This is a genomic window from Dickeya sp. Secpp 1600 (assembly GCF_003049805.1).
GTDB classification, from domain to species: domain Bacteria; phylum Pseudomonadota; class Gammaproteobacteria; order Enterobacterales; family Enterobacteriaceae; genus Dickeya; species Dickeya fangzhongdai.
On the sequence record NZ_CP023484.1, the window covers coordinates 4,586,520 to 4,599,649 of the forward strand.

Consider the following 13,130-nt stretch of genomic DNA (forward strand, 5'->3'; position numbering starts at 1 on the left):
GGTCAATTACCCCAGAATGTCTTCAACGGATTTACCACGCTTGGCAGCGACCATTTCCGGGGACTTCATGTTAGCCAGACCATCAATAGTTGCACGAACCACGTTAATCGGGTTTGTGGAACCATAGGCCTTAGCCAATACGTTGTGAACCCCTGCAACTTCCAGAACGGCGCGCATTGCACCACCGGCGATGATACCGGTACCTTCGGAAGCTGGCTGCATGAACACACGAGAACCTGTGTGTGCACCTTTAACCGGGTGCTGCAGAGTGCCGTTGTTCAGCGCGACATTCATCATATTGCGACGGGCTTTTTCCATCGCTTTCTGGATCGCTGCCGGAACTTCGCGAGCTTTACCGTAACCAAAACCTACGCGACCGTTACCATCACCTACCACAGTCAGTGCTGTGAAGGAGAAAATACGACCACCCTTAACGGTTTTAGATACGCGATTTACCGCGATCAGCTTTTCCTGCAGTTCGCCAGCTTGTTTTTCGATGTGAGCCATCTTACACCTCTACCTTAGAACTGAAGGCCAGCTTCACGGGCAGCATCTGCCAGTGCCTGGACTCGACCATGATATTGGAACCCGGAACGGTCAAAGGCCACACCCTTGATGCCTTTTTCCAGAGCGCGTTCAGCAACAGCTTTACCAACAGCTGCGGCCGCGTCTTTGTTACCGGTATACTTCAGTTGCTCAGCGATAGCTTTTTCTACAGTAGAAGCGGCTACCAGGACTTCAGAACCGTTCGGTGCGATAACCTGCGCATAAATATGGCGGGGGGTACGATGTACCACCAGACGAGTCGCACCCAATTCACGGATTTTGCGACGTGCGCGGGTTGCACGACGGATACGAGCTGATTTCTTATCCATAGTGTTACCTTACTTCTTCTTAGCCTCTTTGGTACGCACGACTTCATCGGCGTAACGGACACCTTTGCCTTTGTAAGGCTCAGGACGACGGTAAGCACGCAGGTCAGCCGCTACCTGACCGATCAGCTGTTTATCCGCACCTTTCAGTACGATTTCAGTCTGAGACGGACATTCAGCAGTAATGCCTGCAGGCAGTTCGTGATCGATCGGGTGAGAGAAGCCCAGGGCCAAATTCACCACATTACCTTTCACGGCTGCACGATAACCTACACCTACCAATTGCAGCTTTTTGGTGAAGCCTTCGGTAACACCGATAACCATGCTGTTCAACAGAGCGCGAGTAGTCCCGGCCTGAGCCCAGCCATCGGCAAAACCTTCGCGCGGGGCGAAAGTCAGCACGTTATCAGCTTGTTTAACTTCGACAGCGGCATTGATCTCACGAACCAACTCGCCGTTTTTACCCTTGATCGAAATATCCTGACCGTTGAGTTTTACCTCTACGCCGGCAGGAATGACGACGGGTGCTTTTGCAACACGAGACATTCTTCCCTCCCGATTAAGCTACGTAGCAGATAATCTCGCCACCAAGACCAGCCTGGCGAGCTGCACGATCAGTCATCACACCTTTAGAGGTAGAAACAACTGCGATACCTAAACCGGCCATAACTTTCGGCAGCTCATCTTTGCGTTTATAGATGCGCAGACCAGGACGGCTGATACGCTGAATGCTCTCTACCACTGCCTTACCCTGGAAATACTTAAGAGTCAGTTCCAGTTCAGGCTTGGTGTCGCCTTCAACTTTAAAATCTTCAATAAAACCTTCTTCCTTCAGCACGTTGGCAATTGCCACTTTCAGCTTGGAGGAAGGCATGGTGACCGCAACTTTGTTCGCGGCTTGACCGTTACGGATACGGGTCAGCATATCCGCGATCGGATCTTGCATGCTCATCTGTCTTTACTCCCGTGATTCAATTGGTGACAATTACCAGCTAGCCTTTTTCAGACCCGGAATTTCACCGCGCATGGCGGCTTCACGGACCTTGATACGGCTCAACCCGAACTTCCGCAGGAAAGCGTGCGGACGACCTGTCTGGCGGCAGCGGTTACGCTGACGGGACGGGCTGGAATCACGCGGCAGAGTCTGCAGCTTGAGAACAGCATCCCAACGATCTTCGTCGGATGAGTTCACATTGGAGATGATAGCTTTCAGCTCAACGCGCTTGGCGAAGAATTTATCAGCTAATTTCACGCGTTTAACTTCGCGTGCTTTCATGGATTGCTTAGCCATTAGTAACCCTACCTTACTTGCGGAACGGGAAGTTAAAGGCGGCCAACAGCGCACGGCCTTCATCATCGGTTTTCGCAGTGGTGGTAATGGTAATGTCCAAACCACGAACGCGATCGACCTTGTCATAGTCGATTTCCGGGAAGATGATCTGCTCACGCACACCCATGCTGTAGTTACCACGTCCATCGAATGATTTCGAAGACAGACCGCGGAAGTCGCGGATACGCGGTACAGCAATGGAAATCAGACGCTCAAAGAACTCCCACATGCGTTCGCCACGCAGAGTTACTTTACAGCCGATCGGATAGCCCTGGCGGATTTTGAAGCCTGCAACAGATTTGCGTGCTTTGGTGATCAACGGTTTTTGACCGGAGATAGCTGTCAGATCAGCTGCGGCGTTATCCAGCAGCTTCTTGTCAGCGATCGCTTCACCAACACCCATGTTCAGGGTGATCTTCTCGACCCGAGGGACTTGCATGACAGAATTGTAGCTGAACTGAGTCATCAGTTTGCTAACCACTTCGTCTTTGTAGTAATCATGCAGTTTCGCCATCGTACTACTCCAAATTACTTGATAATTTCGCTGTTAGACTTGAAGAAACGGACTTTTTTGCCGTCTTCGAATCTAAAGCCTACACGATCCGCCTTGCCGGTGGCCGCATTGAAGATTGCAACGTTAGAAACCTGGATAGCAGCTTCTTTTTCAACGATTCCGCCTGGTTGATTCAGCGCCGGAACCGGCTTCTGATGTTTTTTAACCAGGTTGATACCTTCAACAACGACCTTACCAGAAGTCAGGACGTTCTTAACTTTACCGCGCTTACCTTTATCTTTGCCGGTCAGCACGATAACTTCGTCATCACGACGGATTTTCGCTGCCATGATTCGCTCCTTAGAGTACTTCTGGTGCCAGAGAGATAATTTTCATGAACTTTTCAGTACGCAGTTCACGAGTTACCGGCCCAAAAATACGCGTACCGATAGGTTGCTCGCTGTTATTGTTCAGAATAACGCATGCATTACCATCGAAGCGAACGACAGAACCGTCAGGGCGACGAACACCCTTCTTGGTGCGCACCACTACCGCCTTCAGTACATCGCCTTTTTTCACCTTACCGCGGGGAATTGCTTCCTTAATGGTAATTTTGATGATGTCGCCGACGCCTGCGTAGCGACGGTGCGAGCCACCCAGAACCTTGATACACATTACGCGACGTGCACCGGAGTTATCGGCCACATTCAGCATAGTCTGTTCTTGGATCATGTTTAGTGCTCCGCTAATGTCAACTACTACTTTTCGAACCCTTGCGGGTCATTAATACCCCAGAATCGAGGGCGCAGCATTATAACACCACTTATCGACTGTGGGTAGAAAAAATAAACGGCCCTTTACAGAGCCGTTTATTATCAAGAGAAGAGCAATACTCTATTACAGAATCGCTTTCTCTACAACGCGAACCAAGGTCCAGGATTTGGTCTTGGACAGCGGACGGCATTCGCGGATTTCAACCACGTCGCCAATTCCACATTCGTTGTTCTCGTCATGCACGTGCAGCTTGGTCGTGCGTTTGATGAATTTACCGTAGATCGGGTGTTTCACGAAACGCTCAATAGCGACAACAGCAGATTTCTGCATTTTGTCACTAACGACACGACCTTGCAGAGTACGGATTTTATCGGTCATTACGCACCCGCCTTCTCAGTCAGTAAAGTCTTAACGCGTGCGACATTACGACGCACTTGCTTCAACAGGTGAGTTTGTTGCAGCTGACCGCTGGCAGCTTGCATGCGCAGATTGAACTGTTCACGCAGCAGTCCGAGCAGTTCGGTATTCAGCTCTTCAACGCTCTTTTCACGCAGCTCTTTTGCTTTCATTACATCACCGTCTTAGTTACAAAGGTGGTTTTGATCGGCAGTTTCGCTGCTGCCAGTTCGAATGCCTCGCGGGCTAACTCTTCCGGCACCCCGTCCATTTCGTACAGGACTTTACCTGGCTGAATCAAGGCAACCCAATACTCCACGTTACCTTTACCTTTACCCATACGCACTTCAAGCGGTTTCTCAGTGATCGGTTTATCCGGGAATACACGGATCCAGATCTTACCTTGACGCTTAACAGCACGAGTCATAGCACGACGAGCAGCTTCGATTTGACGAGCAGTCAGGCGACCGCGGCCAACAGCTTTCAGACCGAAAGTGCCGAAGCTCACATCCGTACCAGCAGCCAGACCACGGTTGCGGCCTTTGTGCACTTTACGGAATTTTGTACGCTTTGGTTGTAACATTCAGCGACTCTCCTTACTTGCGGCCTTTACGCTGCTGCTTTTTCGGTTGAGCAGCCGGTTTTTCCGGTTGTTCAACGGCAGCCATACCACCCAGGATCTCACCTTTGAAGATCCACACTTTCACACCGATGACACCGTAAGTGGTGTGCGCTTCGGAGGTGTTGTAGTCAATGTCAGCACGCAGCGTGTGCAGCGGAACACGACCTTCGCGGTACCATTCGGTACGTGCGATTTCAGCGCCGCCCAGACGACCGCTGACTTCAACTTTGATACCTTTAGCGCCCAGACGCATGGCGTTCTGAACAGCACGCTTCATCGCGCGGCGGAACATCACACGACGCTCCAGCTGAGAAGTGATGCTGTCGGCAACCAGTTTTGCGTCCAGTTCAGGCTTACGAACTTCAGCGATGTTGATCTGCGCCGGTACGCCAGCGATATCCGCTACGCCCTTACGCAGTTTTTCAACGTCTTCACCTTTCTTGCCGATAACGATGCCCGGGCGAGCAGTGTGAATGGTCACACGAATGCTTTTAGCCGGACGCTCGATAACGATGCGAGAAACGGAGGCCTTCTCCAGTTCCTTGTTCAGGTACTGACGAACTTTAAAATCGCTGTCCAGGTTGTCAGCGAATTCTTTGGTATTTGCATACCAGGTAGAGTTCCAAGTTTTGACAATACCCAGGCGAATACCATTAGGATGTACTTTCTGACCCATTGCTAGTCTCCAGAGTCTCAGCGATCGGACACAACCACAGTGATGTGGCTGGTACGCTTCAGGATGCGATCCGCACGACCTTTAGCACGCGGCATAATGCGTTTCATGCTCGGGCCTTCGTCTACGAAGATTTTCGCAACTTTCAGATCGTCAATGTCAGCGCCATCGTTGTGTTCTGCGTTAGCAATGGCAGACTCCAGTACTTTTTTGACCAGACCAGCAGCTTTCTTGTTGGTGTAGGTCAGAATATCCAGAGCTTGCGACACTTTCTTACCGCGAATCAGGTCAGCCACCAGGCGAACCTTTTGAGCAGAAGAACGAGCATGAAGATGTTTAGCGATAGTTTCCATCTCTTCCTCCTACCTTATTTCTTCTTGGCTTTTTTATCAGCCGCGTGGCCGCGGTAAGTACGAGTCGGCGCGAATTCACCCAGCTTGTGTCCGACCATCTCGTCAGAGATGAATACCGGAACGTGCTGACGACCATTATGGACAGCGATGGTCAAACCGATCATGTTTGGAAAGATCGTTGAGCGACGGGACCAGGTGCGCAGGGGCTTCTTGTCACCGCTTTCCACCGCTTTCTCTACCTTCTTCAGCAAGTGCAGGTCGATAAATGGACCTTTCTTGAGAGAACGTGGCATGGTTTATCCTCTAAAATTATTTAGTACGGCGGCGTACGATAAATTTATCAGTACGTTTGTTGCTGCGGGTCTTCTTACCTTTGGTCTGAATGCCCCACGGAGTAACCGGGTGCTTACCAAAGTTACGACCTTCACCACCACCGTGCGGGTGGTCAACCGGGTTCATCGCCGTACCGCGAACGGTCGGACGAACGCCACGCCAGCGTGCAGCACCAGCTTTACCCAGAACGCGCAGCATGTGCTCAGCGTTGCCGACTTCGCCCAGCGTTGCGCGGCAGTCGGATTCGACTTTACGCATTTCGCCGGAACGCAGACGCAGGGTAACGTAAGCACCTTCACGGGCAACGATCTGAACGTAGGCACCAGCGGAGCGAGCCAGCTGGCCGCCTTTACCCGGTTTCATTTCTACGTTGTGAACCGTTGAACCCACCGGGATGTTACGCATCGGCAGGGTGTTACCGGTTTTGATTGCAGCATCAACACCAGACTGAATCTGGTCACCTGCTTTCAGGCCTTTCGGCGCCAGGATATAACGGCGTTCGCCGTCTTTGTACAGAACCAGCGCGATGTTCGCGGAACGGTTCGGATCGTACTCCAGACGCTCGACCACAGCCGGAATACCGTCTTTGTTGCGTTTGAAGTCAACAATACGGTACTGCTGTTTGTGACCACCACCGATGTGACGAGTGGTGATGCGGCCATTGTTGTTACGGCCACCGGTTTTGCTGTTTTTTTCCAGCAACGGGGCATACGGTTTGCCCTTGTGCAGCTCAGGGTTAACCACTTTAACAACGTGGCGACGACCCGGAGATGTCGGTTTACACTTAACAACTGCCATTGTTTTTACTCCTCCGACTTACTCTGCGCCGCCGATGAAGTCCAGATTCTGGCCTTCTTTCAGGGTGACGTAAGCTTTTTTCCAGTCGCTACGACGACCGATACGCTGTCCGTGACGTTTTACTTTCCCTTTAACAACCAGGGTGCGGACGTCATTGACTTCGACTTCAAACAGTTTCTGTACTGCAGCTTTGATTTCTGCTTTAGTCGCGTCTTTAGCAACTTTGAGCACGATGGTGTTATTTTTTTCCATCGCAGTAGACGCTTTTTCAGAAACGTGCGGTGCGCGCAGCACCTTCAGCAGACGTTCTTCACGAATCATGCCAGCATCTCCTCAACTTGCTTAACAGCATCAGCAGTCATAACCACTTTGTCGAAGGCGATCAGGCTTACCGGATCGATGCCTGCCACGTCACGCACGTCAACCTTGAACAGGTTACGAGCGGCCAGGAACAGGTTCTCATCCAGTTCACCAGTGATGATCAGCACGTCATCCAGCGCCAGTTCTTTCAGTTTCTGAGCCAGCAGTTTGGTTTTCGGTGCTTCAACAGAGAACTTCTCGACAACGATCAGACGATCCTGACGTACCAGTTCGGACAGGATGCTTTTCAGCGCGCCGCGGTACATCTTTTTGTTTACTTTCTGGCTGTGATCCTGAGGCTTGGCAGCGAAAGTCACGCCACCGGAACGCCAAATCGGGCTCTTGATAGAACCAGAACGCGCACGGCCGGTGCCTTTCTGACGCCACGGTTTTTTACCGGAACCAGTTACTTCAGCACGGGTCTTCTGAGCGCGAGTACCTTGACGGGCACCTGCTGCATAAGCAACAACAACCTGGTGAACCAGCGCTTCGTTGAAATCACGACCGAAGGTAGTTTCGGAAACAGTCAGCGCGCTTTGCGCGTCTTTCAATACTAATTCCATTGCTATCTCCTCACGCCTTCACAGCCGGTTTAACGATCAGGTCGCTACCGGTTGCACCCGGGACTGCACCTTTAACCAGCAGCAGGTTGCGCTCAGCGTCAACACGTACTACGTCCAGGCTCTGAACGGTTACGCGCTCATTACCCAGCTGGCCTGCCATTTTCTTGCCTTTAAACACTTTGCCCGGAGTCTGGTTCTGACCGATGGAACCCGGAACACGGTGAGACAAGGAGTTACCGTGGGTAGCGTCCTGAGTGCGGAAGTTCCAGCGCTTAACGGTACCGGCGAAGCCTTTACCTTTAGAAGTACCGGTAACGTCTACTTTCTTAACGTCAGCGAAAATTTCAACGCTAATGTCCTGTCCTACAGCGAATTCTTCACCGTCAGCCAGACGGAATTCACGCAGAACGCGACCAGCTTCTACGCCGGCCTTAGCGAAGTGACCTGCTTCCGGCTTGGTTACACGGTTAGCTTTTTTAGCGCCGGTGGTGACCTGGACAGCACTGTATCCGTCGTTCTCCAGGGTTTTCACCTGAGTCACGCGGTTTGCTTCAATTTCGATTACGGTTACGGGGATAGATACGCCGTCTTCAGTGAAGATGCGGGTCATACCCACTTTTTTACCGACTAAACCAATCATTGTTTCAACCTCTCAATCGCTCAATGACCTGATTAACCCAGGCTGATCTGCACGTCTACACCGGCAGCCAGATCCAGACGCATCAGAGCATCAACGGTTTTCTCGGTTGGCTCAACGATGTCAACCAGACGCTTGTGAGTGCGAATTTCGTACTGATCGCGCGCGTCTTTGTTAACGTGCGGGGAGATCAGAACGGTAAAGCGCTCTTTGCGGGTCGGCAGCGGGATCGGACCACGGACCTGCGCACCAGTGCGCTTGGCAGTCTCGACGATTTCCGCGGTTGATTGATCGATCAGACGATGATCAAACGCTTTCAGGCGGATACGGATTCTTTGGTTCTGCATGAGACCAGAGCTCCAATTATTTTATAAACGGAAATAATTACTCCTCACACCCATTACGATTGATGGGGGAGTGTAATCGTTCAGTACATAACCCCCATATCGGGAGTATTGTTCGGCGGGTATCAGGTACCTGCCTCAGATTCATACGAATCGGGCTTACCATCTCAGGTAAGCCCGCGCATTATACGTAAATTTGCTCAGGAAGCAATCGAAAGTTAGAAGTGGTGTTTTATTCACCAGCTAACGACTGAACAACAGCCGTATCGCAGAGAATGTCGGGTGGGAAAAATCACTCTTCTTTCAATTGCGTTTGCAGGTAGTTTTGGATACCCAGACGCGCAATCAGTTCCAGTTCGGTTTCCAGCCAGTCGATGTGCTCTTCTTCATCAGCGAGCACCTCAATCATCAGATCGCGACTGACATAATCCCTCACCGAGTCGGCATAGGAGATCGCCTCGCGTAAATCCCTCGCACCTTCAAGTTCCAGCGCCAGGTCTGAACGCAGCATCTCTTCGATGTCTTCGCCGATATTGAGTTTGCCAAGATCCTGCAGATTAGGGACACCTTCCAGAAAAAGGATACGCTCGATATAACGATCCGCGTGTTTCATTTCGTCAATCGACTCATGATACTCATGATCGTTAAGACGTTTGAGTCCCCAGTTTTTGAACATGCGGGCATGAAGGAAATACTGGTTGATTGCAACCAGCTCGTTACCCAACAGTTTGTTCAGATGTGTAATGACATTTTTATCGCCTTTCATGACTCAGCTCCTCCGCTCCAGTACTAAAAAGTGTAGAAGCGACCAACACAGAGTCAAAAGAATGCCCTTATCACTTATGCGACTTTATACAATTCCGCATTTTTTGCTGTTTCTTCTTCCAGGATCAACCTGGCCTGACGGATGCATTTACCACACTCCGTCCCAACCGGCACAAACTGCTTCAATTGCTTCAGCGACTGGGGCTGATGCTGACGAACGACCTGTCGAATGACTTTGTCGGAAACGGCATTGCACAGACAGACATACATATGCGGATAACTCATTTTTTAACCAATTACACGCATTGTAAATAAGAATGGTTTGTATTTCAATTCTTCTCTGGAGAATAAAAAAAGGGTACCGAAGTACCCTTTTTCTTCATTTTAGCTATCGGCAATTAAGCGATAACTTTGGCAACCACGCCGGCGCCTACAGTACGGCCGCCTTCACGGATAGCGAAACGCAGACCGTCGTCCATCGCGATCGGCGCGATCAGGTTTACGACCATCTTGATGTTGTCGCCCGGCATTACCATTTCTACGCCTTCCGGCAGTTCGATGGTGCCTGTCACGTCAGTTGTACGGAAGTAGAACTGCGGACGGTAGCCTTTGAAGAACGGCGTGTGACGGCCACCTTCGTCTTTGCTCAGGATATACACTTCAGATTCGAACTGAGTGTGCGGCTTGATTGAACCCGGCTTGGCCAGAACCTGACCACGCTCAACTTCATCACGCTTGGTACCACGCAGCAGAACACCCACGTTCTCGCCCGCACGGCCTTCGTCCAGCAGTTTGCGGAACATTTCAACACCAGTACAGGTGGTTTTCGTGGTGTCTTTGATACCCACGATTTCAACTTCTTCACCCACTTTGATGATGCCGCGCTCTACACGACCGGTTACTACGGTACCACGGCCGGAGATGGAGAATACGTCTTCGATCGGCAGCAGGAACGGCTTGTCAATCGCACGCTCCGGTTCCGGAATGTAGCTGTCCAGCGCTTCGGCCAGTTCGATGATTTTCGCTTCCCACTCGGCATCGCCTTCCAGCGCTTTCAGCGCGGAACCGCGGATAACCGGCGTGTCGTCGCCCGGGAAGTCGTACTGAGACAGCAGCTCGCGCACTTCCATCTCAACCAGTTCCAGCAGCTCTTCGTCATCAACCATGTCGCATTTGTTCAGGAACACGATGATGTACGGAACGCCTACCTGACGACCCAGCAGGATGTGCTCACGAGTCTGCGGCATCGGGCCGTCAGTCGCAGCAACTACCAGGATCGCGCCGTCCATCTGGGCAGCACCGGTGATCATGTTTTTCACGTAGTCGGCGTGTCCCGGGCAGTCAACGTGCGCATAGTGACGAGTCGGGGTATCGTATTCAACGTGAGAGGTGTTGATGGTGATACCACGCGCTTTTTCTTCCGGCGCGTTGTCGATCTGGTCGAATGCACGAGCCTGGCCACCGTAGGTTTTTGCCAGAACGGTAGTGATGGCTGCGGTCAGAGTAGTTTTACCATGGTCAACGTGGCCGATAGTACCGACGTTGACGTGCGGTTTTGTACGTTCAAATTTTTCTTTAGACACGGCTATATTCCTTACTCAAATGCTCTCCCCTGACGGAGAGAGCACGGGATCAATGTGTTGTTAAACCCGAATTACTTACCACGGGCTTCAATAACGGCCTGGGCAACGTTGTTCGGCGCATCATCGTACTTCAGGAACTCCATGGAGTAAGAAGCACGACCTTTGGTCAGAGAACGCAGCTGGGTTGCGTATCCGAACATTTCAGACAGCGGAACTTCAGCGTGAATCACAACGCCAGTAACGTTGGATTCTTGACCACGCAGCATACCACGACGACGGCTCAGGTCACCGATGACGTCACCAGTGTTCTCTTCCGGCGTTTCTACTTCAACCTTCATGATCGGCTCAAGCAGAACAGGTTTCGCTTTACTGAACGCCGCTTTAAAGGCGATAGAAGCGGCCAGTTTAAACGCCAGCTCGGAGGAGTCAACGTCATGGTAAGAACCGAAGTGCAGACGCACGCCGAGATCAACTACCGGGAAGCCAGCCAGCGGACCGGCTTTCAGCTGTTCCTGGATGCCTTTATCAACGGCCGGGATGTATTCGCCAGGAATCACACCACCTTTGATATCGTTGACGAACTCGTAGCCTTTCGGATTCGAGCCCGGCTCCAGCGGGTACATGTCGATAACAACATGACCGTACTGACCACGACCACCAGACTGCTTGGCGTGTTTACCTTCAACATCGGTAACTTTAGCGCGAATCGCTTCGCGGTAAGCAACCTGCGGTTTACCAACATTCGCTTCCACGTTGAATTCACGCTTCATACGGTCAACGATGATGTCGAGGTGCAGTTCACCCATACCAGCGATGATGGTCTGGTTGGATTCTTCGTCAGTCCATACGCGGAAAGACGGGTCTTCCTTCGCCAGACGGCCCAGAGCCAGACCCATTTTTTCCTGGTCGGCTTTGGTTTTCGGTTCTACCGCGATGGAGATAACCGGTTCCGGGAATTCCATACGCTCCAGAATGATCGGGTTTTCCGGGTCACACAGGGTGTCACCGGTGATCACGTCTTTCAGACCGATCGCAGCTGCGATGTCGCCTGCGCGAACTTCTTTGATCTCTTCACGTTTGTTGGCGTGCATCTGAACGATACGACCAAAACGCTCACGCTCAGATTTTACTGAGTTCAGCACGGTGTCGCCGGAGTTAACCACGCCGGAGTACACACGGAAGAACGTCAGGTTACCCACAAACGGGTCGGTTGCGATTTTGAACGCCAGTGCAGAGAACGGCTCATCATCGCTAGCGTGACGCTCAGCCGGCGTATCTTTACCGTCGTCCAGAATACCGTTGATTGCCGGTACGTCGGTCGGTGCCGGCAGGTAATCGACAACGGCATCCAGCATTGCCTGCACGCCCTTGTTCTTGAACGCGGAACCACAGGTAACCAGAATGATTTCGTTGCTCAGTACGCGCTGACGCAGTGCTTTCTTGATTTCTTCCTCGGTCAGCTCTTCGCCGCCCAGGTATTTTTCCATCAGATCTTCAGAAGCTTCTGCTGCAGACTCGATCAGGTTCTGATGCCATTCGTCGGCCAGATCCTGCATGTCGGCCGGAATATCTTCGTAAACGAAGGTCACGCCCTGATCAGAATCATTCCAGTTGATGGCTTTCATTTTCACCAGGTCAACAACACCGGTGAAGTTTTCTTCTGCGCCAATCGCCAGCTGCAGCGGAACCGGGTTCGCACCCAGACGCACTTTAATCTGGTCAACAACTTTCAGGAAGTTCGCGCCCATACGGTCCATTTTGTTAACGAACGCGATACGCGGAACTTTATATTTGTTTGCCTGGCGCCATACGGTTTCAGACTGCGGCTGAACACCACCTACCGCACAGTAAACCATGACTGCGCCATCCAGAACACGCATGGAACGTTCTACTTCGATGGTGAAGTCAACGTGCCCCGGGGTGTCGATGATGTTGATACGGTGCGGTTCATACTGCTTAGCCATACCGGACCAGAAGGCAGTGGTCGCAGCGGAGGTAATAGTGATACCACGCTCCTGTTCCTGCTCCATCCAGTCCATAGTGGCGGCGCCATCATGAACTTCACCGATTTTGTGGTTCACACCGGTGTAGAACAGAATACGTTCAGTAGTAGTGGTCTTACCGGCGTCGATGTGTGCGCTGATACCGATGTTACGATAGCGCGCAATGGGTGTTGTACGAGCCATTTGTTTCCTCTATTCCTAGGGCGTTCAAAGTAGTAAACCCGGGCGGGT

Annotated in this window: 23 protein-coding genes; all 23 read right to left on the reverse strand. The window is 51.6% G+C overall.

Annotated features, from left to right (window positions below; genetic code table 11):
* Window positions 1–6: 6 nt before the first annotated feature.
* The 23 genes from rpsE to fusA all read right to left on the reverse strand — a co-directional run bounded on the left by rpsE (window position 7) and on the right by fusA (window position 13,082).
* Window positions 7–507, reverse strand: coding sequence for a 30S ribosomal protein S5 (gene rpsE / locus CPA59_RS20420; protein ID WP_012768115.1), 501 nt, complete (start codon window positions 505–507; stop codon window positions 7–9).
* A gap of 14 nt (window positions 508–521) precedes the next feature.
* Complete coding sequence (gene rplR / locus CPA59_RS20425; RefSeq protein WP_012768114.1) at window positions 522–875, reverse strand: 50S ribosomal protein L18; 354 nt, start codon at window positions 873–875, stop codon at window positions 522–524.
* A 9-nt stretch (window positions 876–884) separates the two neighbouring features.
* Window positions 885–1,418: a 50S ribosomal protein L6 gene (gene rplF / locus CPA59_RS20430; RefSeq protein WP_012886342.1), complete on the reverse strand. Its 534-nt coding sequence runs from the start codon at window positions 1,416–1,418 to the stop codon at window positions 885–887.
* 13 nt (window positions 1,419–1,431) lie between these two features.
* Window positions 1,432–1,824: a 30S ribosomal protein S8 gene (gene rpsH / locus CPA59_RS20435; RefSeq protein WP_012768112.1), complete on the reverse strand. Its 393-nt coding sequence runs from the start codon at window positions 1,822–1,824 to the stop codon at window positions 1,432–1,434.
* 33 nt (window positions 1,825–1,857) lie between these two features.
* Window positions 1,858–2,163, reverse strand: a complete 306-nt coding sequence (gene rpsN / locus CPA59_RS20440; RefSeq protein ID WP_012768111.1) for a 30S ribosomal protein S14 — start codon at window positions 2,161–2,163, stop codon at window positions 1,858–1,860.
* 13 nt (window positions 2,164–2,176) lie between these two features.
* Window positions 2,177–2,716, reverse strand: a complete 540-nt coding sequence (gene rplE / locus CPA59_RS20445) for a 50S ribosomal protein L5 (RefSeq protein ID WP_038665082.1) — start codon at window positions 2,714–2,716, stop codon at window positions 2,177–2,179.
* Window positions 2,717–2,730: 14 nt separating this feature from the next.
* The gene (rplX, locus tag CPA59_RS20450; protein ID WP_038665079.1) at window positions 2,731–3,045 is read right to left on the reverse strand and encodes a 50S ribosomal protein L24; all 315 of its coding nucleotides are present in this window, start codon (window positions 3,043–3,045) and stop codon (window positions 2,731–2,733) included.
* Between the two features lie 10 nt (window positions 3,046–3,055).
* Complete coding sequence (gene rplN / locus CPA59_RS20455) at window positions 3,056–3,427, reverse strand: 50S ribosomal protein L14 (protein ID WP_012768108.1); 372 nt, start codon at window positions 3,425–3,427, stop codon at window positions 3,056–3,058.
* A gap of 165 nt (window positions 3,428–3,592) precedes the next feature.
* On the reverse strand, window positions 3,593–3,847 hold the full coding sequence (gene rpsQ / locus CPA59_RS20460; protein ID WP_012768107.1) for a 30S ribosomal protein S17: 255 nt from the start codon (window positions 3,845–3,847) through the stop codon (window positions 3,593–3,595).
* Window positions 3,847–4,038: a 50S ribosomal protein L29 gene (gene rpmC, locus CPA59_RS20465; protein WP_012764048.1), complete on the reverse strand. Its 192-nt coding sequence runs from the start codon at window positions 4,036–4,038 to the stop codon at window positions 3,847–3,849. Before rpmC ends, rpsQ begins: the two co-directional genes overlap by 1 nt.
* Entirely contained in the window at window positions 4,038–4,448 is a 411-nt protein-coding gene (gene rplP, locus CPA59_RS20470; RefSeq protein WP_012768106.1) for a 50S ribosomal protein L16, read from the reverse strand. Before rplP ends, rpmC begins: the two co-directional genes overlap by 1 nt.
* Before the next feature lie 13 nt (window positions 4,449–4,461).
* A complete protein-coding gene (gene rpsC / locus CPA59_RS20475; RefSeq protein ID WP_012768105.1) occupies window positions 4,462–5,163 on the reverse strand; it encodes a 30S ribosomal protein S3 in 702 nt (233 codons plus the stop codon).
* A gap of 17 nt (window positions 5,164–5,180) precedes the next feature.
* Window positions 5,181–5,513 carry a 50S ribosomal protein L22 gene (gene rplV / locus CPA59_RS20480; protein ID WP_033570830.1) on the reverse strand — a complete coding sequence of 111 codons (333 nt, stop codon included), beginning with the start codon at window positions 5,511–5,513 and terminating at the stop codon, window positions 5,181–5,183.
* A gap of 14 nt (window positions 5,514–5,527) precedes the next feature.
* Window positions 5,528–5,806 (reverse strand): 30S ribosomal protein S19, encoded by a 279-nt coding sequence (gene rpsS / locus CPA59_RS20485; RefSeq protein ID WP_012764044.1) that lies wholly within the window; start codon window positions 5,804–5,806, stop codon window positions 5,528–5,530.
* A 16-nt stretch (window positions 5,807–5,822) separates the two neighbouring features.
* Window positions 5,823–6,644 (reverse strand): 50S ribosomal protein L2, encoded by an 822-nt coding sequence (rplB, locus tag CPA59_RS20490; RefSeq protein ID WP_038665071.1) that lies wholly within the window; start codon window positions 6,642–6,644, stop codon window positions 5,823–5,825.
* 18 nt (window positions 6,645–6,662) lie between these two features.
* Complete coding sequence (rplW, locus tag CPA59_RS20495) at window positions 6,663–6,965, reverse strand: 50S ribosomal protein L23 (protein WP_009111205.1); 303 nt, start codon at window positions 6,963–6,965, stop codon at window positions 6,663–6,665.
* On the reverse strand, window positions 6,962–7,567 hold the full coding sequence (gene rplD, locus CPA59_RS20500; protein WP_013319702.1) for a 50S ribosomal protein L4: 606 nt from the start codon (window positions 7,565–7,567) through the stop codon (window positions 6,962–6,964). Before rplD ends, rplW begins: the two co-directional genes overlap by 4 nt.
* A 10-nt stretch (window positions 7,568–7,577) precedes the next feature.
* Window positions 7,578–8,207, reverse strand: coding sequence for a 50S ribosomal protein L3 (gene rplC, locus CPA59_RS20505; RefSeq protein WP_013319703.1), 630 nt, complete (start codon window positions 8,205–8,207; stop codon window positions 7,578–7,580).
* 32 nt (window positions 8,208–8,239) lie between these two features.
* Window positions 8,240–8,551 carry a 30S ribosomal protein S10 gene (rpsJ, locus tag CPA59_RS20510; protein WP_001181005.1) on the reverse strand — a complete coding sequence of 104 codons (312 nt, stop codon included), beginning with the start codon at window positions 8,549–8,551 and terminating at the stop codon, window positions 8,240–8,242.
* Window positions 8,552–8,840: 289 nt separating this feature from the next.
* Window positions 8,841–9,314 carry a bacterioferritin gene (bfr, locus tag CPA59_RS20515; RefSeq protein ID WP_038920398.1) on the reverse strand — a complete coding sequence of 158 codons (474 nt, stop codon included), beginning with the start codon at window positions 9,312–9,314 and terminating at the stop codon, window positions 8,841–8,843.
* A gap of 74 nt (window positions 9,315–9,388) precedes the next feature.
* Window positions 9,389–9,583, reverse strand: coding sequence for a bacterioferritin-associated ferredoxin (gene bfd, locus CPA59_RS20520; protein WP_013319705.1), 195 nt, complete (start codon window positions 9,581–9,583; stop codon window positions 9,389–9,391).
* 128 nt (window positions 9,584–9,711) lie between these two features.
* On the reverse strand, window positions 9,712–10,896 hold the full coding sequence (gene tuf / locus CPA59_RS20525) for an elongation factor Tu (protein ID WP_012882957.1): 1,185 nt from the start codon (window positions 10,894–10,896) through the stop codon (window positions 9,712–9,714).
* 71 nt (window positions 10,897–10,967) lie between these two features.
* Entirely contained in the window at window positions 10,968–13,082 is a 2,115-nt protein-coding gene (gene fusA / locus CPA59_RS20530) for an elongation factor G (protein ID WP_038920399.1), read from the reverse strand.
* Window positions 13,083–13,130: the final 48 nt, after the last annotated feature.

Excerpts from the sequence above, each read along its gene's own strand:
- rplW (WP_009111205.1), bottom strand. The coding sequence starts at position 6,965 with ATGATTCGTGAAGAACGTCTGCTGAAGGTGCTGCGCGCACCGCACGTT.
- rpsC (WP_012768105.1), bottom strand. The coding sequence starts at position 5,163 with ATGGGTCAGAAAGTACATCCTAATGGTATTCGCCTGGGTATTGTCAAA.
- rplP (WP_012768106.1), bottom strand. The coding sequence starts at position 4,448 with ATGTTACAACCAAAGCGTACAAAATTCCGTAAAGTGCACAAAGGCCGC.
- rpsQ (WP_012768107.1), bottom strand. The coding sequence starts at position 3,847 with ATGACCGATAAAATCCGTACTCTGCAAGGTCGTGTCGTTAGTGACAAA.
- rplV (WP_033570830.1), bottom strand. The coding sequence starts at position 5,513 with ATGGAAACTATCGCTAAACATCTTCATGCTCGTTCTTCTGCTCAAAAG.
- rplF (WP_012886342.1), bottom strand. The coding sequence starts at position 1,418 with ATGTCTCGTGTTGCAAAAGCACCCGTCGTCATTCCTGCCGGCGTAGAG.
- rplX (WP_038665079.1), bottom strand. The coding sequence starts at position 3,045 with ATGGCAGCGAAAATCCGTCGTGATGACGAAGTTATCGTGCTGACCGGC.
- rplE (WP_038665082.1), bottom strand. The coding sequence starts at position 2,716 with ATGGCGAAACTGCATGATTACTACAAAGACGAAGTGGTTAGCAAACTG.
- rplN (WP_012768108.1), bottom strand. The coding sequence starts at position 3,427 with ATGATCCAAGAACAGACTATGCTGAATGTGGCCGATAACTCCGGTGCA.
- bfr (WP_038920398.1), bottom strand. The coding sequence starts at position 9,314 with ATGAAAGGCGATAAAAATGTCATTACACATCTGAACAAACTGTTGGGT.
- rpsH (WP_012768112.1), bottom strand. The coding sequence starts at position 1,824 with ATGAGCATGCAAGATCCGATCGCGGATATGCTGACCCGTATCCGTAAC.
- rpsE (WP_012768115.1), bottom strand. The coding sequence starts at position 507 with ATGGCTCACATCGAAAAACAAGCTGGCGAACTGCAGGAAAAGCTGATC.
- rplC (WP_013319703.1), bottom strand. The coding sequence starts at position 8,207 with ATGATTGGTTTAGTCGGTAAAAAAGTGGGTATGACCCGCATCTTCACT.
- bfd (WP_013319705.1), bottom strand. The coding sequence starts at position 9,583 with ATGTATGTCTGTCTGTGCAATGCCGTTTCCGACAAAGTCATTCGACAG.
- rplB (WP_038665071.1), bottom strand. The coding sequence starts at position 6,644 with ATGGCAGTTGTTAAGTGTAAACCGACATCTCCGGGTCGTCGCCACGTT.
- rpsN (WP_012768111.1), bottom strand. The coding sequence starts at position 2,163 with ATGGCTAAGCAATCCATGAAAGCACGCGAAGTTAAACGCGTGAAATTA.
- fusA (WP_038920399.1), bottom strand. The coding sequence starts at position 13,082 with ATGGCTCGTACAACACCCATTGCGCGCTATCGTAACATCGGTATCAGC.
- rplD (WP_013319702.1), bottom strand. The coding sequence starts at position 7,567 with ATGGAATTAGTATTGAAAGACGCGCAAAGCGCGCTGACTGTTTCCGAA.
- rpsS (WP_012764044.1), bottom strand. The coding sequence starts at position 5,806 with ATGCCACGTTCTCTCAAGAAAGGTCCATTTATCGACCTGCACTTGCTG.
- rpmC (WP_012764048.1), bottom strand. The coding sequence starts at position 4,038 with ATGAAAGCAAAAGAGCTGCGTGAAAAGAGCGTTGAAGAGCTGAATACC.
- rpsJ (WP_001181005.1), bottom strand. The coding sequence starts at position 8,551 with ATGCAGAACCAAAGAATCCGTATCCGCCTGAAAGCGTTTGATCATCGT.
- rplR (WP_012768114.1), bottom strand. The coding sequence starts at position 875 with ATGGATAAGAAATCAGCTCGTATCCGTCGTGCAACCCGCGCACGTCGC.